Annotated in this window: 11 protein-coding genes; 5 read left to right on the top strand and 6 right to left on the bottom strand. The window is 55.5% G+C overall.

The genetic code is table 11. The features are described from left to right. Positions 1-59 precede the first annotated feature (59 nt). From AB0A83_RS10080 to purB, 5 genes are read left to right on the top strand one after another with little or no spacing between them, the layout of a single operon-like run. The gene (locus AB0A83_RS10080; protein WP_150048164.1) at positions 60-515 is read left to right on the top strand and encodes an NUDIX hydrolase; all 456 of its coding nucleotides are present in this window, start codon (positions 60-62) and stop codon (positions 513-515) included. Next, positions 512-1,612: a tRNA 2-thiouridine(34) synthase MnmA gene (gene mnmA / locus AB0A83_RS10075; protein WP_367156141.1), complete on the top strand. Its 1,101-nt coding sequence runs from the start codon at positions 512-514 to the stop codon at positions 1,610-1,612. Before AB0A83_RS10080 ends, mnmA begins: the two co-directional genes overlap by 4 nt. Continuing rightward, complete coding sequence (locus AB0A83_RS10070; RefSeq protein WP_367156140.1) at positions 1,599-2,939, top strand: AAA family ATPase; 1,341 nt, start codon at positions 1,599-1,601, stop codon at positions 2,937-2,939. The genes mnmA and AB0A83_RS10070 overlap by 14 nt, the downstream gene beginning before the upstream one ends. A gap of 2 nt (positions 2,940-2,941) precedes the next feature. Continuing rightward, positions 2,942-3,634, top strand: coding sequence for an HNH endonuclease (locus AB0A83_RS10065; protein WP_367156139.1), 693 nt, complete (start codon positions 2,942-2,944; stop codon positions 3,632-3,634). Positions 3,635-3,685: 51 nt separating this feature from the next. Beyond that, a complete protein-coding gene (purB, locus tag AB0A83_RS10060) occupies positions 3,686-5,056 on the top strand; it encodes an adenylosuccinate lyase (RefSeq protein WP_367156138.1) in 1,371 nt (456 codons plus the stop codon). Positions 5,057-5,526: 470 nt separating this feature from the next. Here purB and AB0A83_RS10055 read toward each other — a convergent pair whose 3' ends face one another. The 6 genes from AB0A83_RS10055 to AB0A83_RS10030 are packed head-to-tail and all read right to left on the bottom strand — an operon-like array spanning position 5,527 to position 19,354. Next, positions 5,527-6,492 (bottom strand): tetratricopeptide repeat protein, encoded by a 966-nt coding sequence (locus AB0A83_RS10055; RefSeq protein ID WP_150048159.1) that lies wholly within the window; start codon positions 6,490-6,492, stop codon positions 5,527-5,529. Further along, a complete protein-coding gene (locus AB0A83_RS10050; protein WP_367156137.1) occupies positions 6,492-10,256 on the bottom strand; it encodes a DUF4157 domain-containing protein in 3,765 nt (1,254 codons plus the stop codon). The genes AB0A83_RS10055 and AB0A83_RS10050 overlap by 1 nt, the downstream gene beginning before the upstream one ends. Before the next feature lie 3 nt (positions 10,257-10,259). Next, complete coding sequence (locus AB0A83_RS10045; RefSeq protein ID WP_190303303.1) at positions 10,260-12,236, bottom strand: ATP-binding protein; 1,977 nt, start codon at positions 12,234-12,236, stop codon at positions 10,260-10,262. Next, on the bottom strand, positions 12,229-13,857 hold the full coding sequence (locus AB0A83_RS10040) for a hypothetical protein (protein ID WP_367156136.1): 1,629 nt from the start codon (positions 13,855-13,857) through the stop codon (positions 12,229-12,231). The genes AB0A83_RS10045 and AB0A83_RS10040 overlap by 8 nt, the downstream gene beginning before the upstream one ends. 5 nt (positions 13,858-13,862) lie before the next feature. After that, on the bottom strand, positions 13,863-17,621 hold the full coding sequence (locus tag AB0A83_RS10035) for a hypothetical protein (RefSeq protein ID WP_367156135.1): 3,759 nt from the start codon (positions 17,619-17,621) through the stop codon (positions 13,863-13,865). Between the two features lie 32 nt (positions 17,622-17,653). After that, positions 17,654-19,354: a hypothetical protein gene (locus AB0A83_RS10030; protein ID WP_150048154.1), complete on the bottom strand. Its 1,701-nt coding sequence runs from the start codon at positions 19,352-19,354 to the stop codon at positions 17,654-17,656. Positions 19,355-19,356: the final 2 nt, after the last annotated feature.

Genomic DNA, 19,356 nt, shown 5'->3' with positions numbered 1-19,356 from the left:
TACACAAGTAAAAAACAATTCGCGTAAAATGTTCGGCTTTTACTGCATTTTAATCGGTAATGGCTTGGAAACCTCACGTTACGGTCGCCGCCGTAATCGAAAAAAACGGCCGATACTTGATGGTTGAAGAGACCACGGAACAGGGCGTTGCGTTCAATCAACCAGCGGGACATATAGAGCCCGGCGAAGACTTGATTGCCGCAATCAAACGCGAAGTTTTAGAAGAAACTGCATGGCAGTTCGAGCCTAGTGCATTGGTTGGGGTGCAGCTTTGGCGAAAAACTTCAAATGCGCCGACCTTTTTACGCTTTTGTTTCACCGGAATCGTCACGCAATTAACCGAACAACTAACGCTAGACTCCGACATCATCGCTACACATTGGTTAACTTTGGAAGAAGTTAACATGCGAAAACATCGGTTACGCAGCCCTTTAGTCCAAATCAGTTTAGACCAGTACCTAAAAGGTCAACGTTATCCACTTACCATAATCGGAAATTTTCTCGATTTAGCATGACAAAACACATCATCGTCGGCATGTCCGGCGGCGTCGATTCTTCAGTCACCGCATTACTATTGCAAGAACAAGGCCACAAAGTTACCGGTTTATTCATGAAAAACTGGGAAGAGGACGACGGCACCGAATACTGCACGGCGATGCAGGATTTGGCCGACGCCCAGCAAGTTTGCGACAAACTCGGCATCGAACTGAAGACCGTCAACTTTGCCGCCGAATATTGGGACGAAGTGTTCGAGGTCTTTTTGTCGGAATTCAAGGCCGGTCGCACCCCAAATCCCGACATACTTTGTAACAAACACGTCAAATTCAACGCGTTTCTAAACTATGCGATCGAAGATCTTGGCGCCGAGTACATCGCCACCGGCCACTACGCCCGCGTCCGCGAACGGGACGGCGAGTTCGAACTACTGAAAGGTCTCGATCCCAACAAGGAACAAAGCTACTTTCTATACGCGATGGGCCAGAAAGCCTTGTCGAAAACCTTGTTCCCCATCGGCCATCTGCACAAACCGGAAATTCGCGCCATGGCCGACAGGGCCGGCTTCGCCAACAGCAGCAAGAAAGACAGCACCGGCATCTGCTTCATCGGCGAACGCAAATTCAAGGAATTCCTGCAACGCTACCTGCCCCACCAACCCGGCGAAATGCGCACCCCGGAAGGCAAATATATCGGCAAACACCACGGCTTGATGTATTACACCCTTGGCCAGCGTCAAGGCCTTGGCATAGGCGGCGTAAAAGATGCGCCTGATGAACCTTGGTTTGTGCTGGACAAAGATCTGGACAACAACGTTTTGATCGTCGGCCAGGGCCACGACCACCCGTTGATGCTGCACAACACGTTGGAAGCCGGTCAACTAGACTGGTGCGGCAGCCATCCTTTAAATGAAACACTGCGTTGCGCCGCAAAAACCCGCTACCGCCAACCCGACCAAGATTGCATCGTCGAACCGATTGATAGCGGCAGCCGCGTCAAAGTCCGCTTCGCCCAACCGCAACGGGCAATCACACCGGGACAATCGGTGGTGTTTTACTTGGGCGAGGTGTGTTTAGGTGGCGGGATAATTGAGAGAAAAGATAATGAGAATTACTAATTTACAACTAGAAGGTTTTCGTTGTTTTGAAAGATATGAAATAAATTTATCTAACCGATTTACTTTGCTTATTGGTGATAATGGCAGTGGCAAAACGGCTGTTTTGGATGCACTGAGAAAATCCCTTGTGCCTTTTTTGCATAATCTTCCAGATTTTTCTGGAGTATTAATTAGTGAAAAACAGGGAGAAAATTCGAATCCAACCATTGACACTTCTGATGTTCACTACAAATTGTTAACTTCTGGCCAAACCGCCATAAAAGAAACTACATCACCAACCTCTATCCTTATAACTATTTCTATAGATAGTATTTCTAATCCACTTAATTCAAAATTGACGAATAAATCTAGCTTTTTCAATGAAAATAAAATACCGATGGACCTTCCGTTTTATGCATTGCAATTAAAAATTGACAATGAGAACACTAGGTTACCGATAATTTCATATTATGGAACAGGTCGATTATGGAAATTAATTAATGAAGAAGAAAAACAAATAAAAACACTAAGCCCCGGCTCTCGTTTGCTCGGTTACCGAGATTGTCTAAATTCCGAGTCGAATTTGAAAATATTATTTCGGTGGTTTAAAACTCAAGAGTTGGCAGCACTACAGAAAAATGAAACACGCCATGTTTTGGAGGCTGTCCGTATTGCCATTGTTGAGATGATTCCAGGAGGCAAACAAGCGTGGTGGGACATCGATTGGGACGAAATCCTGATTGAAACGGAAATTCTGGGAAAAACCCAAACCATTCCATTCCACCTCCTCAGCGACGGCTACCGCAACATGATAGGCATGGTCGCCGACATCGCCTACCGCATGGCGACGCTGAATCCGCAACTGGAAGCCGACGTCATCAAACAAACCGAAGGCATCGTGCTGATCGATGAAATCGACCTGCATTTGCACCCGAAATGGCAGCGGGAAGTCGTTGGCCGTTTATTGAATACCTTTCCCAAAGTCCAATTCGTCGCCAGCAGCCATTCGCCATTTATTATCCAGTCGCTGTATGGACGTGAAGATTGTTTACTTTGGGACTTGGAAAAAGCCCAGCCGATTGCGATTGAAAGCGAAAGTATCGAAGATATTGCCGAAGAGCAGCAACATGTCGAAATTCCGCAAAAGAGCAAACGCTATCTGGACATGATGGACGCTGCCGAAGCCTACTATCGAAAATTGCACGAAGTAAAAAACGAATCGGATATGGAAGTCATGCAGTTACGGTCAAAATTAGACGAATTATCCATTCCTTTCAGCGATGATCCGGCATTCGCAGCACAATTAAAATTCGAACGCGATTCCGTATTAGCTTCAAAAGATAAATAGCCATGCGTCCGATTGAAAAAGGAACAGACCTAGGCGAAATAAATCCCTATGAAAGAGCTCAACAGCCGTTAATAGAACGGCTAGGCGAATATTGTTCATATTGCGAACGATGGATTGCCAGCGGCATTCATGTCGAACATAAAAAACCGAAAAATGAATACCCGGAAACTAAATTTAGTTGGAACAATTTTTTGTTAGCCTGCGGCAACTGCAATTCCGGCAAAGGTCATGGTCAATTGAACTTAGAAGATTATCTTTGGCCCGACAGCGACAATACCTTTATGGCCTTTAATTACGACTCACAAGGCAGAGTATTGCCGAATAAAATCCATACCGATTCAATTAATCGAAAGATCGAAGCAACTTGGCTAGCGCTGGGCTTGAATAAACATCCTGATAGCCAAATTTCCGGCCAACAAACTCCTACCAGCAAAGACAAACGCTGGCTGCATCGGCAACAAGCTTGGCAAAATGCCGCTAAGCGAAAGTCACAACTGGCAGCCTTCGACACCGAGGAACGTAGAACCGAGATTGTCGAAATGACAATACAACGAGGCTTCTGGTCCGTCTGGATGACGGTATTCCAAGACGATGTTGACATGCGCCGCCGTTTGATCGAAGCTTTTCCGGGTACTTGCAGTAATTGTTTCGACGGCCAGTTTCAACCCATTTCACGCCCCGGCGGCCAAATTTAAAGCCACCGCCAACGGCTACCCGTTTTAGTTTTATATTCAGGAACCACGCACATGAGCCATTCAGAACTCACCTCCATCTCCCCCATCGACGGCCGCTACGCCGGCAAAGTCGACGCCTTGCGCCCCATCTTCAGCGAATTCGGATTGATCCGTTACCGGGTCGAAGTGGAAGTGCGCTGGCTGCAAGCCCTGGCTGCCGAAGCCAAGATCGCCGAAGTGCCTGCATTGTCCGCCGAAGCCTGCAATGTGCTGAATAAAATCGTCAGCGATTTTTCCGAAGCCGACGCCCAGGCCATCAAGGACATCGAGAAGACCACCAACCACGACGTCAAGGCGGTCGAGTACTTCTTGAAGGAAAAAGTCAAAGGCAACGCCGAACTGCACGCAATCAACGAGTTCTTCCATTTCGCCTGCACCTCGGAAGACATCAACAACCTGTCGTATGCCTTGATGCTGAAGGAAGGCCGCGGCCTGGTGCTGGCCGAGATCGACGCCACGATAGATGCCATCAAAAAACTGGCATTGGACAGCGCCGAACAACCGATGCTGTCGCGCACCCACGGCCAGTCGGCCACACCGACCACGGTCGGTAAAGAAATGGCCAATGTGGTGGCGCGCATGCAACGCCAGCGCCAACAACTCGCCCAGGTCGAACTGCTGGGCAAGATCAACGGCGCGGTCGGCAATTACAACGCCCACAGCGTGGCCTATCCGGAAGTGGATTGGCCGCAGTTCGCGCAACACTTCGTCGAGTCGCTGGGCCTGACGTTCAACCCTTACACGATCCAGATCGAGCCGCACGACTACATGGCGGAGTTTTTCCACGCCCTGTCGCGCTTCAACACCATCCTGCTGGATTTCGACCGCGACGTTTGGGGCTATATCTCGCTGGGTTATTTCAAGCAAAAAACCGTGGCCGGCGAAGTCGGCTCCTCGACCATGCCGCACAAGGTCAACCCGATCGATTTCGAAAACTCGGAAGGCAATCTCGGCTTGGCCAACGCGATTTTCAGCTTTCTGGCCGACAAATTGCCGGTGTCGCGTTGGCAGCGCGACCTGACCGATTCGACTGTGTTGCGCAACATCGGCGTCGGCATCGCTCACACCAGCATTGCCATCCAATCCAGCTTGAAAGGCATCTCCAAGCTGGAATTGAATCCGGCGGCACTGGATCAAGATTTGGATATGAACTGGGAAGTGTTGGCAGAACCGATTCAAACCGTAATGCGGCGTTACGGCATCGAAAAACCTTACGAGAAATTAAAGGAATTGACCCGCGGCCAGAGCGTGACCGGCGACGGCATGAGAGCGTTCGTAGAAAAATTACAGATTCCGGAACCGGCAAAAGCGGAGTTGATGACTTTAACCCCGCATAGCTATACCGGTTACGCTGCAGAGCTGGCTAGAAAAATAACTGAGTAAAAAAACAGCGAGCACGCCGGTGGAGGACTTACAACATACGTCGCAGTTTCGCATGCCCACCGGCCTACCGCCGATGCCGTTGACGGGGTCTTTAATCCTCCGAATCATCTGAACTTTACTGTGAGACCGCACTAACCAAGACCTATCATATCGTTAAAGCCAATCGTGCTCAAAAAACGAGATAAAGTGTGAACCTTACGCTCGAAACGTCACTATGTACTAATCCGACGCTTTCCGTACCCGCTCTTTGCGTAGTAATTGCCTCTTCCAGTTGATTCTCGGGCAGGACACGCGTTGCCGCTTAGTTGTTCCACCCGTCAACGCCCTTCCGCATTCGTTAGAATGTTTCCGGGTTTAACACCGCAGTAGTGCTCGCTAAAAAGTATGAACCTCTAAGCAAATCTTGCAAGGTTCGTGTTAATTTTTGCGGGCAAATTGCCGTCAAATTTAGATAAATTTTTCGGCAAAACTCAAGCGACCAACAATAGTTGCCGGGCTTTTTCCCCATAACTATCGTCGGTCAATTCCGCAAGTTGCCATAACAAGGTTTTAGCTTGTTCGTTCTCGCCGGCTTGCTGCAGTGTCAACGCCTGATAAAACTTGAATTTATTGGAATCTCTGACCGCACCGGAAATCCCGTTTAATTGCTCAGCCGCCGCTTCGGTTTGTCTGGCGGATAAATAAATGACTGCCAAATCCAGACGCGAAGCCTGATCTTCCGGATCGCGATCCAAGAGTTGTTGGAACAAATCGAGCGCTTGGTCGCGTTGCCCTGAACTTAACGCGACCAATGCCAAATGGCGTAACGCATTATTATCATCCGGCCTAAGCGATAACGCAGTTTCCAAAGTCTGTCGAGCGCTACCCAAGTCATTGTTTAAAAACAGGGTAATCCCCAACTGCGCCCAGGCTTCCGCATAAAACCGGTCGAGTTCGAGCGCGCGCTGATAACACGCTATGGCTTCCGGCAAACGGTTTTGCGCCGCCACCGCGATGCCTAAGCGAGTATGTAAATGCGCATCGTCCGGTTTTAATTTCAAGGCGCGTATCGCCGCATACTCGCCGCCTTGAAAATCGCCCAACAATACCCGAATACGGGCTAAATTGTCCCAAGCAGTCACGTTTTCCGGGTCGCAAGCGACAGCCTGCTCCAAGTGGGCTAATCCTTCCCCGGCTTGGCCGGTATTCAGCAACACCTGACCGATATTGCAGTGCGCCATGGACATGTCCGGATTCAAGCGTAATGCGGTGCGCAAATGCACCAACGCTTCCTGCCATTGCCGGCGCTGCGCCATCACGAAGCCGACGTTATTGTGAGCGCTGGCATTATCCGGCTCCAGCTCCAGCACCTCGCCGTACAAACGAGCGGCTTCCGCCAAGTCGCCGGCGCTATGCGCCAACACGCCTTCCTTCAACAAGTCCAACACTTGATTCATCACACTATCCTTTCAATTAAACCGTAAACGACGTCACTGACCGAAATGTCCGGCACCTGAAATTGTACGTCGTCCAGGGAAATATCGAACGGCTGGCCTTCGTGGTAATGAATCGGCAAACTGATACCGAATTGATAACCGGAGCCGAATTGGTAAGACGCCAACTGCCAGCGGTTTTCGTACACGGTGAAAAATAACGCCTCGACCTCCACATAGCCGGACACGTCGAAAGTAAAGTTCGGTTGCGCGTGTATCGACAGATTGGCCGTTAAATCCAAACCGGTAGCCGGGGTCCAATCGATGTGCACACCGGCTTCCGCTGCACCCTCTATGCCTAAGGTGCCGCCGATTTCCAAGCCGCCGGTCACGCTGACGCCGGTAATACCTACACCGATACCGGCCCGCGCCGACAAGCGCAATCCGGCGTCCGCCGGCACTTTCAAATGGGCGTCGCCGGTAACATGGGTATTTTCCTCGTGGGCCGGGTTGTATTCTATGCCGAGGCGCAATTGGTCTATCACGCCGGGGCCGATACCCGCTTTGGCGGACAAGCCCCCGCCCACTTCGGCGACGATGCCCGGTACGATAGGCACTTTCACCGAGGCGCTGAACAACGATTTTTCCAGTTCTTTGCGGGCAAAAATTTCTACATTGTTGGGGATACCGATTTCTCCTGATACCGTCACCTCACCGTTGGGGTCGAAGCGAATTCCCGCTGTGCCTTGCAGCCAAGGTGCGATTTTGATGGTGGCCGAACCGCTGCCGTAAACGTTCAAGGCGCCGTCCGGCAAAGGCTCCCCGCTGGGCTTGCCGTCTTCGCCGACCGCCCGGTTGCTGGCGCCGACCGTGACTTGCGCCGTCAACATGCCGCGTTTATAAGCGCCACTGAATTCGGCAGTAAACGCGCCGTCGTCGTAACTGACCGTCAATTGGCTATCGACGCCGGGAATCGCCGGTTGGGCGCTACCGGTGGCGGAAACTTTCCACACGTCGCCTTTTTTATTGACTTTGACGGCGATCGATCCGGAGCGTATGGCGGGATTAGCGGTAAGCTCTAAATTGCCGCCAACTGTCAATCCAGCTTCCTCTGTGTAATCAATCGTTAAATCCGCTTGCTGCACACCGGGTATATCCGGTTGCACAGAGCCGTCGGCCTTGAATTTGCCGGTTTGATACTCTACATGAACACTCGCAGCCTTAATGCCCTTAATTTTATCGGGCGAATCGATACCGATATCGCCGGACACCGAGAATTCTTCATTTTTATATGACGCATCGATATGAGCCCGATCAAACAGATTACTGTCAAAATCAAATCCGCCCTCAAGTGCAAACCCTTCGCCAGTGGATACCGCGGCGCCTAAGAAACCTTGCCCCATTCTTTCAATTTCAAAGTTAACTTGGCCTTCAACTACCAAACCGTCTTTGCTGCTTACCCCCACTGTAAGCGTACTTTCATTAACTTTTAATGGACGCGGTAATTTGATGTCATCCGAACTGAATGCGCGATAAACTCGGAAGCCACCTTCTGCAATCTCGAATTCGAGATTTGCACCGCTAAAAATCGGTAACGTCGGTAAGACCTCCCCGTGCGCTTCAATTCCGTTAGGACCCGAGCTAAGAGAATCGATACGTATCGGACAAAATTGTTTAGCCTCAAATTTCTCTCCAAGAGCGCGAATCAAATCTCCCATAGACAGTGTTCCCGCATATTGTGCACCGGGAATTCGGGTAATCGACACTTTTCCGGTGTGAGGTTCCGTAACTCGATTGGAAGGAAGCTGCAACTCCAACGATCCAAATTGTGCGGACTCGGCTTCTTCGGGCTTAGTTAAAAAAGTTTTGGAAGTCACTTGCCAAGGCGACACTGCCCACCATTTTTTTTCATCGCCCACCGGCGCAGACTTATTGGCGAATTTCTTGCCTATCCCTCCGCCTTCGAACGGAAACAACATTACTTGCTGTTCATTGCCCAGAGATTTCGGATCTTCCGCAATAAGTTGAACGCCTTTTATGGCTAAATGCTGACCTGCAACAATTTCATTTGATTCCCATATATAGTGTGGTGGCAACGTACCAGGATTAAAGGTGGAATCGGGAACGCCGGAATTGAACTTCATAGTCCAGTTAGCCATGATGGTATCCGCGTTACCAAGACCCGGTCTAACCTTACGTCCCTTCGCGCGAGCCGAGGCATTTTCTAGCTCACCTACTCTAGCAGCCATGGATCGAAGATTACGCCTTATAGAAAAACCGCTGTTTTTATTGGTCGCTTGGTTAAGTAACCATAAATTGTTTGCGCCATCCGGACCGCCAAGCTGTGACTCTTGCTTATGATCTACTTGAAACCATTTGCCTTTACCGGCTCTATCCCAACTGGGGATAGTAAGCGCTTGCGATAACGCCGGCTGGTTACCTACATATCGTTGTTCCTGTTGGTTATAACCGGCTGGCTTCTGTTTCAATACATAACTTTGTTGCGTGTTTGCACTATCTCCAGTAAGGGCTTTAACTTTTTCAGCTACTTTCGCTTGTATGGCCTGACTACTATTGGCGGTCATCCATGTCTCTCGTTGCTTGTTGCTGTCTTGCGACTCATCACGAGATTCTCGCTTCATAGTAATTGTGCCGGTGTGGAATGGCACTTTGAAGGGAGGCATGGGTAATTTGTCGAACGTAACCACTTTTCCGGTAGGATCCAGGTCTACTTTTATCGTCAGTCCTGATTGGTTGATGTCGAAATGATCTTCATCCGCCGGAGCAGCGACGGCTGCTGCAGCTTTAGATTTTCCGCCAGCTTTGCCGGTACTAGTAGCTGTTTTTCCTTTATCTGCCCTGTAAATTTTCCGCGACACCTGCATCCCCTGCTGCAGCGTGTGGGTCAACTCGTGCGCCAGCAAATCCCGTCCCGACTCGGTTTCCGGGGCGAATTCGCCTGGGGCAAAATAAATGTCGTCGCCGACGGTGAAGGCGCGGGCGTTCAGGTTTTTGCACAACTCGGCCGCTTCGGCGTCGTTGTGGATGACGACCGCGGAAAAATCCTGGCCAAATTGCTGCTCCATGTCCTTGCGCACCGCTTCCGGCAAGGGATCGCCTTTGCCGCGGGTATTCTCGATGCGTTGCTCGATTTCCTGCTCGACGCCGTCTTGGCCGCCCGCGCCGGTTTCAGCCGCTTGCTGTTCCTCCGCTTCCGCCTCGGCCCGGAATAAACGGGCTTGTGCTTTAACCTCCTGCTGCTCCTCGCCGGCTTTATCGGCACTGCGCCTTAATTTGGCCGCCGCGGCGGGCTTGGTCTCCTGCTCCGCTTGTGCCGGTTGGGCGGCTCTGCGTAGTCGGCGGGCGGCCTGTTCCATGTCTTCTTTGCCTTTACGAAACAGCCGTTGCACCGGCTGCTCTTCCTTGTCCTCGGTTTCCACCGAACGTCGCACGCGTTTAGCCGCTGGTTCCTGTTGTTTTTCCTCGTTTTGCTGAGCGGCGGCGCGGTTGACCCGGCGCATTAAGCGCTGGGCGCTGGGCACCGGCTTGCTGGAAATCATTTTTTTGTCTTCCTTGGCCTCTTCCTCGCCGCCGGATTTACCGGCGCGGGACACTTCCTTGGCGACTTTGTCGGCTTCTTTCTCTTCCGGGTCGCTAGGCTGACTAACCGCCATCTTGCGCTTCAGATACGCCGGCTTGCGCTGTTTTTTTTCTTCGCCGGCTGACGGGGGCGGACTGCTTTTGCGGCGGGCTTTTTTCTTACGGAGTGTGGACGCTAAAGTGGCCATACGCTAACTCCTCAATTGTTTTAATTGTGCCGGCGGATTGCGGCCCAATTTTTGATATTCGCGCTGCAGGGCGAACATCAAAGGTTCGACCCCGATAGGTTGTTGCGGCGGGCTGCAACCGGCTGCGGTCAACACTACGTTGCGGATTTGTCCGCCACTGATGTCGCAATAACTGGCTAAGGTACGGCACAAATCCTCGCCGGGACTACGCTCACCCAAATGGCTGCGCCACAAATCGAAACGTTCCTGAAAACCCGGCAACGGAAATTCCACGATGGCGTCCAAGCGCCGGGTAAAGGCGTTGTCTATACGTTCGCGGCTGTTGGTGGTCAAGATGGTGATGCCGGAATGATTTTCTATCCTGGTCAGCAAAAAATTGGTCAGCATGTTGGCGTAGCGCTCGCCGCTGTGCTGCGCGTCGGTGCGCTTGCCGAACAAGGAATCGGCTTCGTCGAACAACAGGATCGCATCGGCCGCCGCCGCCAAATCCAGCAAGGTGCCAAGATTCTTTTCGGATTCGCCGACGTATTTGTTCATGATCGCCGCCAAATCCACCCGATACAAGGGTGCACCGACCGCCGTGGCCACGTAACTGGCCGCCAAGGTCTTGCCGGTGCCGCTATCGCCGACGAACAAGGCTCGGAGGCCGGCATTGTGCGAGGCTTGCAAGGTAGCCCCCAAGGCTTCCCACAACGATTCGCGGCTATGGGCGCGAGCGATGAAATCGTTTAAATATTGCTCCACCAAAGGCGGAAACACCACCGCCTGCCGCTCCACCCGCCGCCGCACCGGTTCGGCCAGCAAACGCAGGCGTTCGGCGCCCAAGTCGCGGCGGGCGGCGGCGATGTGTTCGAAACTCAATTTGGCTTTTTGCTGCTTGGCTCGCAGCACCGCGTTGCCGGCGACTTTTTCTATGGTCGGCCCGCTCAACAAGGCACTGGCCGCGCGTTGCGCCAATTCCGGCTGTTTCAGATAACGTCCCCATAGCTCGGCCCGCTCGGCATAATCCGGCACACCGAGCTCTATCTCCAGCAAATCCGATCCTGACACCGCATCGGTCATGCCTAACACCACGGTATGCGGAATCTCCGGTTCTATAGCCGGCATCGGCCAACTTTCTCCGGCCGGCACTTGCAATTTGATCACCGGCAGCCAGCCGGCCAGCTTGCAGGCCAAGGGTAAGGCCGCTTGCTGTTGCCAGACATCCGCCGGAACTTCTATCGCATGCAAGCCCAACAACTCGGCCAGTTCGGCCGCCAAGGCCCGCCGCCCGCTACCGCTGTTGCCGCGAATCGCCAAACCCCGCACATTGCCTTTGGCCAGCAAAGTCGCCAAGTGCGGCAGTTGCCGGCGGATGCGTTCCGGCAACAAGGCCCGCTCGCTCAAAGCAATGGGTGTACAGCCCGGCCAAATCGCCGGCCGCGCGCACATTACCGACCATAGCGCCGGTTCCACCCGCAGTTGCCGTAAGGATAAAGGTCCGGAACCGTCCAAGATCAATACCTGCCGACGCACCAACGGCATCGCGTGAATATCCAGCGCATCCCAGGCAGGACCGCCGAATAACTCCTCTAAAATGTTCAAGGCCAGATGCACCGCCAGCCGGTTACCCGGGTTGGGCGCTTGCAACTCGCTCAAGGTTAACGTGACCAGATAATCGGTTTCGGCGCTGCCGACCAAAGCCAGCAGAAAAGCGTCGGTTAAGCTGATGCGCTGCTCCGCCAGCCAACGTCCGAACGTGCCGGGCAAAGCCTTCAATTGCGCGGTGGCGGCATCGCGCAAAGCCTCCCAGGCCGGTACGGCCTCTAGGTTGAGCTGCCTGGCGGCTTGAGCGGTCAGTTGATCGGCCAACTCCGCGTCGCCCGGCATCATACGCCGCCAATAGTCCGCCAAACCGACCCGCACCAAGGCGGCCAAGGGTTGACGCTGATAGGCGTGCAGTCCGATCAAGTCGGTGGGCGCTTTGGTTTTTTTAGTCATAATGAAAAGCGACCACCTTACCCAGCCAGGGCAACCAGCCGGGATCGACGTCCAGTCCCGCCAAGCGCACCGGTAACCGTATCGCGGACATCGCCGCATACAGGTCGAGATGGCTGGATGTGTAATAAATCTGCGCCGGCAAGTGCAGCAACGCCGGATGCCAAACCTCGGCTTTACCGTACCAGCGCCAGGCCAAATCCAGGACTTGGGCACTGTCCGGCAACGGCGGCAAACGCGCAAGTTCGGCCCGGCTGCGGCAGCCTAATTGCACTGCGATGTAATCGATCAAGGGATCGTCGTCCCGCAAATCCAGTTGCTGCCCCAGGCGGTACAACCAAATCCAGGCGTTGGGCAGGCTTTCGGCATGCGCCAGCATCAAGCGGCGCATTTCCGGCCGATTCAACATATTCAACAAATACAGCAGACCGCCTTGCTCGGTGCTAAAGCTGTCGCAATCGGGCAGCATAGCGGGTGCTTCGCTTTCCGCAAGCGCATCGAGACTATTATCCTCTGCGCCTTGCTCGGGAGTATCGTTAGCCGGCTGTCGATTCGCTACGGCACCAACATCGTCGGCCTGTGCGCTCGGCCGAACGTTAGTGGCCGGGCGGTGAGTGGGATTGCTCGGCGTCGGCGGCCGAGGGCCTACCTCGTCTCGTTGTTTACTGACGGATGCGCGTTGCCAGCCGGTTTCGCCGTCGTTTAACCGGCGAGAAGCCGGCTGCTCCGGTATCGGCGCCTCGCCAGCCAATGCATCCTGCCTAGTAGCCGGCGCTAAAGGATGCGACTGGCTACGCGACGACGCATGCCTCGCTGTCGCACCCGTCAAAACCTGTACGATGCCGGCGATGCAAGCTTCCGGATTGGTATGCAGCCTCAAAGGCGCGGCCTCCAGCGCAAGCAAAAGCGCAGCCAAGCGCGTTCTGGCGTCGTCGGCCGGCAAAGCGGCAACGATAGGCTGCCAGCGGGCCAACAGAGCCTGCGGCACCTGCAACGGTATTGCTTGAGCCGGAACCCATGATTCCGGATCACCGCCGGCCGGCGCCGAACCGCTGGTCCGATCGACGTCCGTACTACCTGTTGCGGGCACCGTCGGCAGCAAACGCACGCCGGCTCTGGCGGCTAACGCTACAACCAGATTGCCGGCTTGCGCCGGTGCAATACTTTGCCAGACGCCGGTTAAAGCGTCGCTACGGGCCAAGGCTGAGGTTACGGCCGCTAACTCGTCCGGGTGGTCGCTCGCTAAGGCGGCAAAACGGCGACCCTGCGGCAGAGCAAACCAATGCTGCCAGCGCCGCCAATACCACGGTATCTCCGCGCTTCCGGTCGACAGGTCTAGCGCCAACGCAGCCAGCAGTTCGGCCAGATTGGCGAATCGCACCACCAGCCCGCTATCGCCGCTTTGCATGACGGCGCGGGTTTCCTGCAACAATCGGCCGGGCAATTGCCGGGCTGTCGCTTTGGCGTGCAGCCTGCGGATAAACACCCATTCACCGCGCCCGGCTTGCGGCCAATCGCCGCCTTGCAATTGCGCCCGGACCGCCGCGGCCTTGGTCTGACACGCGCGTTCGGCTTTGATGGTTAACCGATGGATAACGGTCGTATCGCCGGTCAAACTGGCCATGGCCGCTACAAACGCTGTTGCGTCAATTTATTTGCGACTACGCTAAACCGGGTATTGATGCTGACGCCCGGCTGCAGCATGTCGACGATTTTGACCCGGGTACTTTGCGGGGTATGGTCCTCGACCGCCAACACCGCCACCACTTGCTGTTGAGTATCCAACAGCTGCAAGCGCGTGCCGGGCTGCGGCGCCCGGTTCAGTTTGACTTGCAAGCGCTCCCCTATACTGGCGGTGCGCGGCGGCACGTGCACGTTGCCGCGCACGATTTCCTGCGGATCGCCCAGCGAAGCGTGGATCAACACCGCGCGTATCATATTGCGCATCGCGCTGCGTCCGGCCGCCGAAGCATCGCCGGCCAGTTGCCGGAACCACCAGGCAATCAACTCGGATACGGTACGCACCGCATTGAAATCTTCGGCTTCGGCCCGGTCCATGCCTGGCCACCAGGATACGTCTTCGACCCGAATCCGATCGTCTTCGGCTAACTGGCCCCACTGCAGGCGCAACGACGGCGGCAACACATTCAGTTTTTCCAGCAAGCAAAACTGGCAATGCTCCAGCTGATCGCGCAAATCCTGGGCTTGTTTGCGTAAAGGTCCGCTGCCGGTTGCCAAGTCCTCCAACGATAAAATCTTGGCGGCGGCCGCTTGGGTTTGCAGACTGCTGACGTCGAAAACCGGCAGCGCGAACGCCGACCACTGTTGCATGACGATCTGGGTCTGCAGATGTACGGTTTGCAAGCGGGCCTGCAAGGTGTCGCTATTGGCCGGCGTCAGTAGCAAGCTAGGCCGGGCCCGGAAACGCGCCTGACGCAGCTGCCCTAAATAATCGAATTGCTGGAACGGCGGTAATTTAGGTTGCAAGCCTTTCAGGCTGGCCCAATCGTCCATCGGAATTTCGCACACCGCCGCCAGAAACGGATCCAACGCCGCCGGCAAATCCACTTCTTCGTCCCAATCGCAACCCGGTACGATGTCTTGACTGCTGCCGTAGCGCAGATCCAACGGATCGGCCAAGGCGGCACTAACCGGCGTGCCGCGTACCCGCACGTAATACAAACCGCGCAAGCCGGTGGTTAAAATCCGGGTCCTATCGTTGTTACGGGCCCAAACCTTGCGCCAGTCTTCGTCGAGCAAGCGTTGCGCGACGCCGTAATCGCCCAACTGCTCGATGCGGAAACGATCCATGCTTTCCAAAGTCTCCCTCGCCACCCGAATTTGCCCGGCCAACTTGTCGATTTGCGCCAGCTTATTGGCCTGCTCGCGCAATTTGCCTTGCAACTTGCGCTCGATGGCGTTGTATCGGTTTTCGAACAGCGAAATCCATTGGGTCAGAATTTTGCCGGCCTTGAACAGGGCATGGTAACGGTACTGCACTTTCAACAAGCTGTATTGGCCGGGATCCAGCTGATTGTTTGTCGGATTGGTGGCCGCTTTGGCCGCCAAGGCGTCCAATACCTCCGGCGCTTCTATCTTATTCGGCCGGTTGAAGGGATCGTTGGCCTGCGAATCGCCGCCTTCCACTTCGCCGATTTTGACCATTTGCCGGCGCAAGGTCGACGCGTCGGTAGCATCGAACAAATCGGTCAAAGTCGCCACCAATTCCTTCATGCCGTAATAGGACTTGGCGTATTCGTTGATCTCCGGGTTGATATGGTCGATCACGCTGAAGCGGTATTCCTTGGCTTCGAATGCCGGCGTGGTGACCGCTTCCTTGGTGATGCGGGCCAATTGGTCCAAGCGGGTTTTATTGATACCCAGCTCGAAAGCCGAGAACGTTTCCGGCCTGCTGTTCAATAAAAATCCGGATTTGGATACCGAAGAGGTCGAGGCCAGCGCGGTATTCAACAAATTGGCGCTCAGCGCGCTGGTGGCTGTGGCCCTAGGCGCTGCAACGGCACCGCCGCTATTGAACAAGCCGGCGGAGACGGAGGCAAACATTGGCTTGACCGCTGTGGATACCACCGGCTGAACCGCGGCGGATGCAGACGGAGTCTCGGTTTTCGGAATAGTAGTGGCGGACAAACTGGCGTAAGGCAACCAGCGCGCCACCTGCAAGCCGGTGCCGTCGCCGGCCACCCCGCCGGCCAAAGCCGCCAAAGCCACGGTTTGCGAATCCAATTGCTGACGTTGCAACAACAGAAAATCGCGGGTTTTCTCGACCCGGCTGCGGATTGCGCGGATTTGGTTTTCGATCGACTCCAACTCCACCAAGGCCACCGCATATTGCACCACCAAGCCGTCGCCGGCCGGCTCGGCTATTTCCGGCGGGTGGGCGGGCAAGCCCTCGTCGTCCGGATGTACCAGCCAGTTATCGTAGAACACCGGCAAGGCCGGCACCCCGTTGCTGTAGGGGTAAGGAATGCTGCTGTCGTCGTTGCGCGGCCCGCGGTTTATCAAGGCTTGATAAACGCTCTCCGGCGTGACCGGCGGCAATTCCGGCTTGGGCAAGTCCAGATTCCGAAACTGAGTGACATCAAGTACCCGGTGCTCGACCTCGGCCGCCGGTTCCTCGGTTTCCGGCAACACGTCGCCCGGGTCGGCCGGCAACGGCGCCAAGCTGGACGAGTCGACGAAATACAATACGTCGAATTGCTGCCGCCAACTGCGCCACGCCTCGTAAGCGCGCATGTAAAAGCGGAAAACGTCGCTTTGCAACTTGGCATCGGTCGGCGGAATGTCCAGCAAATCGTGGCGGTAATCCGGCTCGTTGACCGCCAGCAACAGGCGTATCTTGTCGCCGGCCGGCCGGCGCAAATCGATGACCCGCCGGGCGATGTGCCGGTTCAGGAGTTCCGGCACCGCTTCCTCCGGCACCGGCACCATGTCCACCCCTAAGTGAGCGGGCAGCCATAACAAACTTGGCGCCAGCGCAGCCGGGTTTTGCAGCCAGTCCAACGGTAATTGCCCGGTAGCCGGCAAAAAATCCAGATGTAAATTGTCCTGCAGAAATTGCGCCAGTGGCGTCGCAACATTTTCCGGCGCCAACGCGGCTTGCATGACGCGCCGCATCGCCGCACCGGTTTGATTCAACAGCACCCGGTAACCGCTATTGGGCAACGCCTCGTAACGGCCTGCGGCTTGCGATAACCATTTCAACCTGAATCGGGCTGCCGGCGCTGCGCCGGCCGGCACTTCAGCGGGGGGTACGTTTTCTATCGCCAGCAATGCCAAGGGCACCGCGTCGCCTAAATTGGCCAAAAAGCCGGCATCGACTCTGTCCGCCGCCAGCCAGTTTTCCACCTGCTCTTGCGGCCGGTTGTCGCTGGCGTCCGCGCTGATCGTCAAGCGTTGCAAGCCCAAGCTGCCGGCCAACACCCGGCGCACGTCGCGGGTCGGATCCAGTTCGGTACGTTGGCAAGGATCTACTCCCGGCGCGTCGATTCGGCCGTCCAAGCGCTTTAACAACAGGTAATACACGCCTACCGCGTTGGAGGCACCGCTCTCGGCTAAATATTGGGCTATCAACTCGCGCCATTCGGCCCGCAAGGGGTAATACAAACTCAAGGCGTGGCCGTTGCCGGCCAAAGCCAAACCGGCGCTGACGCTAAACCCCGATTCGGCCGCACCGCTGGGACCGAATTGCAAATCCAGGCCGTGCACTATGCCGGCCGCTTTGCCTTGCAACACATGCGACAAGCGCGCATCGGCGTAGGCTTGCGCCCGGTCGAATTCCTCTTCGCCCAAATGCCGGCCGGCAAACATATGCACTTGCTGCAATACGCGGGAACTGGCCGCCGGTCGATTCACCCATATCGTTGCCATATCCGCCTCCCGTTGCCGCTTGATGATAAGGTTCATTGAAACGAGGCCCACAATTCCAGCAAAGCCGCATTCAAGCCCAGGCCGGCGCCGTTGGCAACCACGAACTCGCCGCTGCTTTGCTCGGCCGGTTTGCCCTGCCAAGCGGTCAAAAACGCCGCCAGATTATTAGCTTGTGCCAATTGCTGCAGGGTTTGCCAGATGGCCGAATCGTAAATCCGTTCCACCGCCAATAAAATCCGCAGTGCCGTACCGACGGCCGCGGCGTCGGCAGCCGCGCTGGAGGTGAGCAAGGCGTTGAGCGCCGTTTCTTCGCTCTCGTTCAGCGGCGGACGCGCTTCGGCCAGCATAGTGAAATTGACCCTGCGCAAAAACACGCTGTCTTCGTCTTCTATCAAGCCGCCGGCATCGGCGGGGCCGGCATTCGGTTCCGGCAGCGTGGGCAATGCCGTTCCCAAAGCCAGCACGATGCCGCTGATCGCGGTTTCCGCGGCACGGCTGGGACGACGGACGTAAACCGGCATCGCGTCGCCTAACCGTTGCCAAATCGCATCCCATACCGGACTGTCGCCCGGCGCGGCGTGTACCGGTTGCACCGGATACAGTTTCAATTTCAATAAATCCAGTTGCGGCAAGGCGCGAATCTGCGGATCGAAACCGCGCTCCAGTTGCGCGGCGTAATGGCCGTAATCCAGGTTGGACAACGGCACCAGCACCACCACGTTTACCGGCTCGCCGTTGCTCAAATCGATGGGCGGCAAGGCCAACGATTCGGCTTTGATCAGCTCCAGGTCGGATTGGCGTAACGGGGCGATGGACACTTGATAATTTTCCGGAAAATAACTCTGCCTTCCGGCCACCGGATCCAGCGCTTCCTTGGGCAAACTGCCGACCGGCGGCAGCAGCGAAAAATAATCGCTGGCGTGAAAATCCCCGGTCAAACCGCCGGCCCTGCGGTTGGTCAAAATATCGCTGAGCAAGCCTTCGTACATCCGCGCCAAATCGCGTTGCAAGCTGTCTACCCCGGGTTCCGCCCGCAAGGGGTGACGCGCCAGTTCGGCGTCCAGCCAGCGAGGAGCGCCGTCTTGAATCGCCACCAGGCCCAATGCCACGGCGTCTTCCGGCAACAATCCGTGTAAGCTGTCGTCGCCCAGCAATTCACGCATCAGCCTGGCGCGGATTTGCAGCGGGCTTTGCTGCGGCAGCGGAATCGGCAACGGTACCAGCCCCATTTGCACCGAGTCGGTGATCAACGCATATTGCGCGCCGCGTTTGTCGCCCAAATCGCGCGGAAACACCTCGGCGATGTCGGTACCGACGTCTATATAGCGTAAGACCACGGCATAAAGGCCGCGGCTCAGCATGCCGAACACCCCGCTGTTCAAGCCGGCCAGCAAGGCGGAGTCGCGCAAATTGGCAGTCAGGCGGGTGCTCAATTCCAACATCCGCCCGGCTTGCGTGACCGCCAAACCCGGCTCCAGCGTCAACATCCCGGTCAAAGGATCCAAACGCAAGGCCAGTCCGGACACCACCCCGCTGCCCAGCACCTTGCCCAATTCGCGTAAACGCTGGTCCAGATACACTTGGTCGCGGGTCAGGTCCTCGGCGGTTAGCAGGCGGCCGTCGAAATAATGGGTGCGGGTCAGGCGCGGATCGATGTCGGCCACGCTCAAGTCGTTGACGTTGACGCCGGCCGCGATTGGATTGCCTAAGGGTTGAAATGCAATTTCCGCCATAG

The sequence above is a fragment of the Methylomonas sp. HYX-M1 genome (assembly GCF_040741385.1).
In the GTDB taxonomy this organism is placed as follows: Bacteria; Pseudomonadota; Gammaproteobacteria; order Methylococcales; family Methylomonadaceae; genus Methylomonas; species Methylomonas rhizoryzae.
Note: the sequence above shows the minus strand (reverse complement) of the source record. Positions and strands in the feature narration are given on the sequence as shown.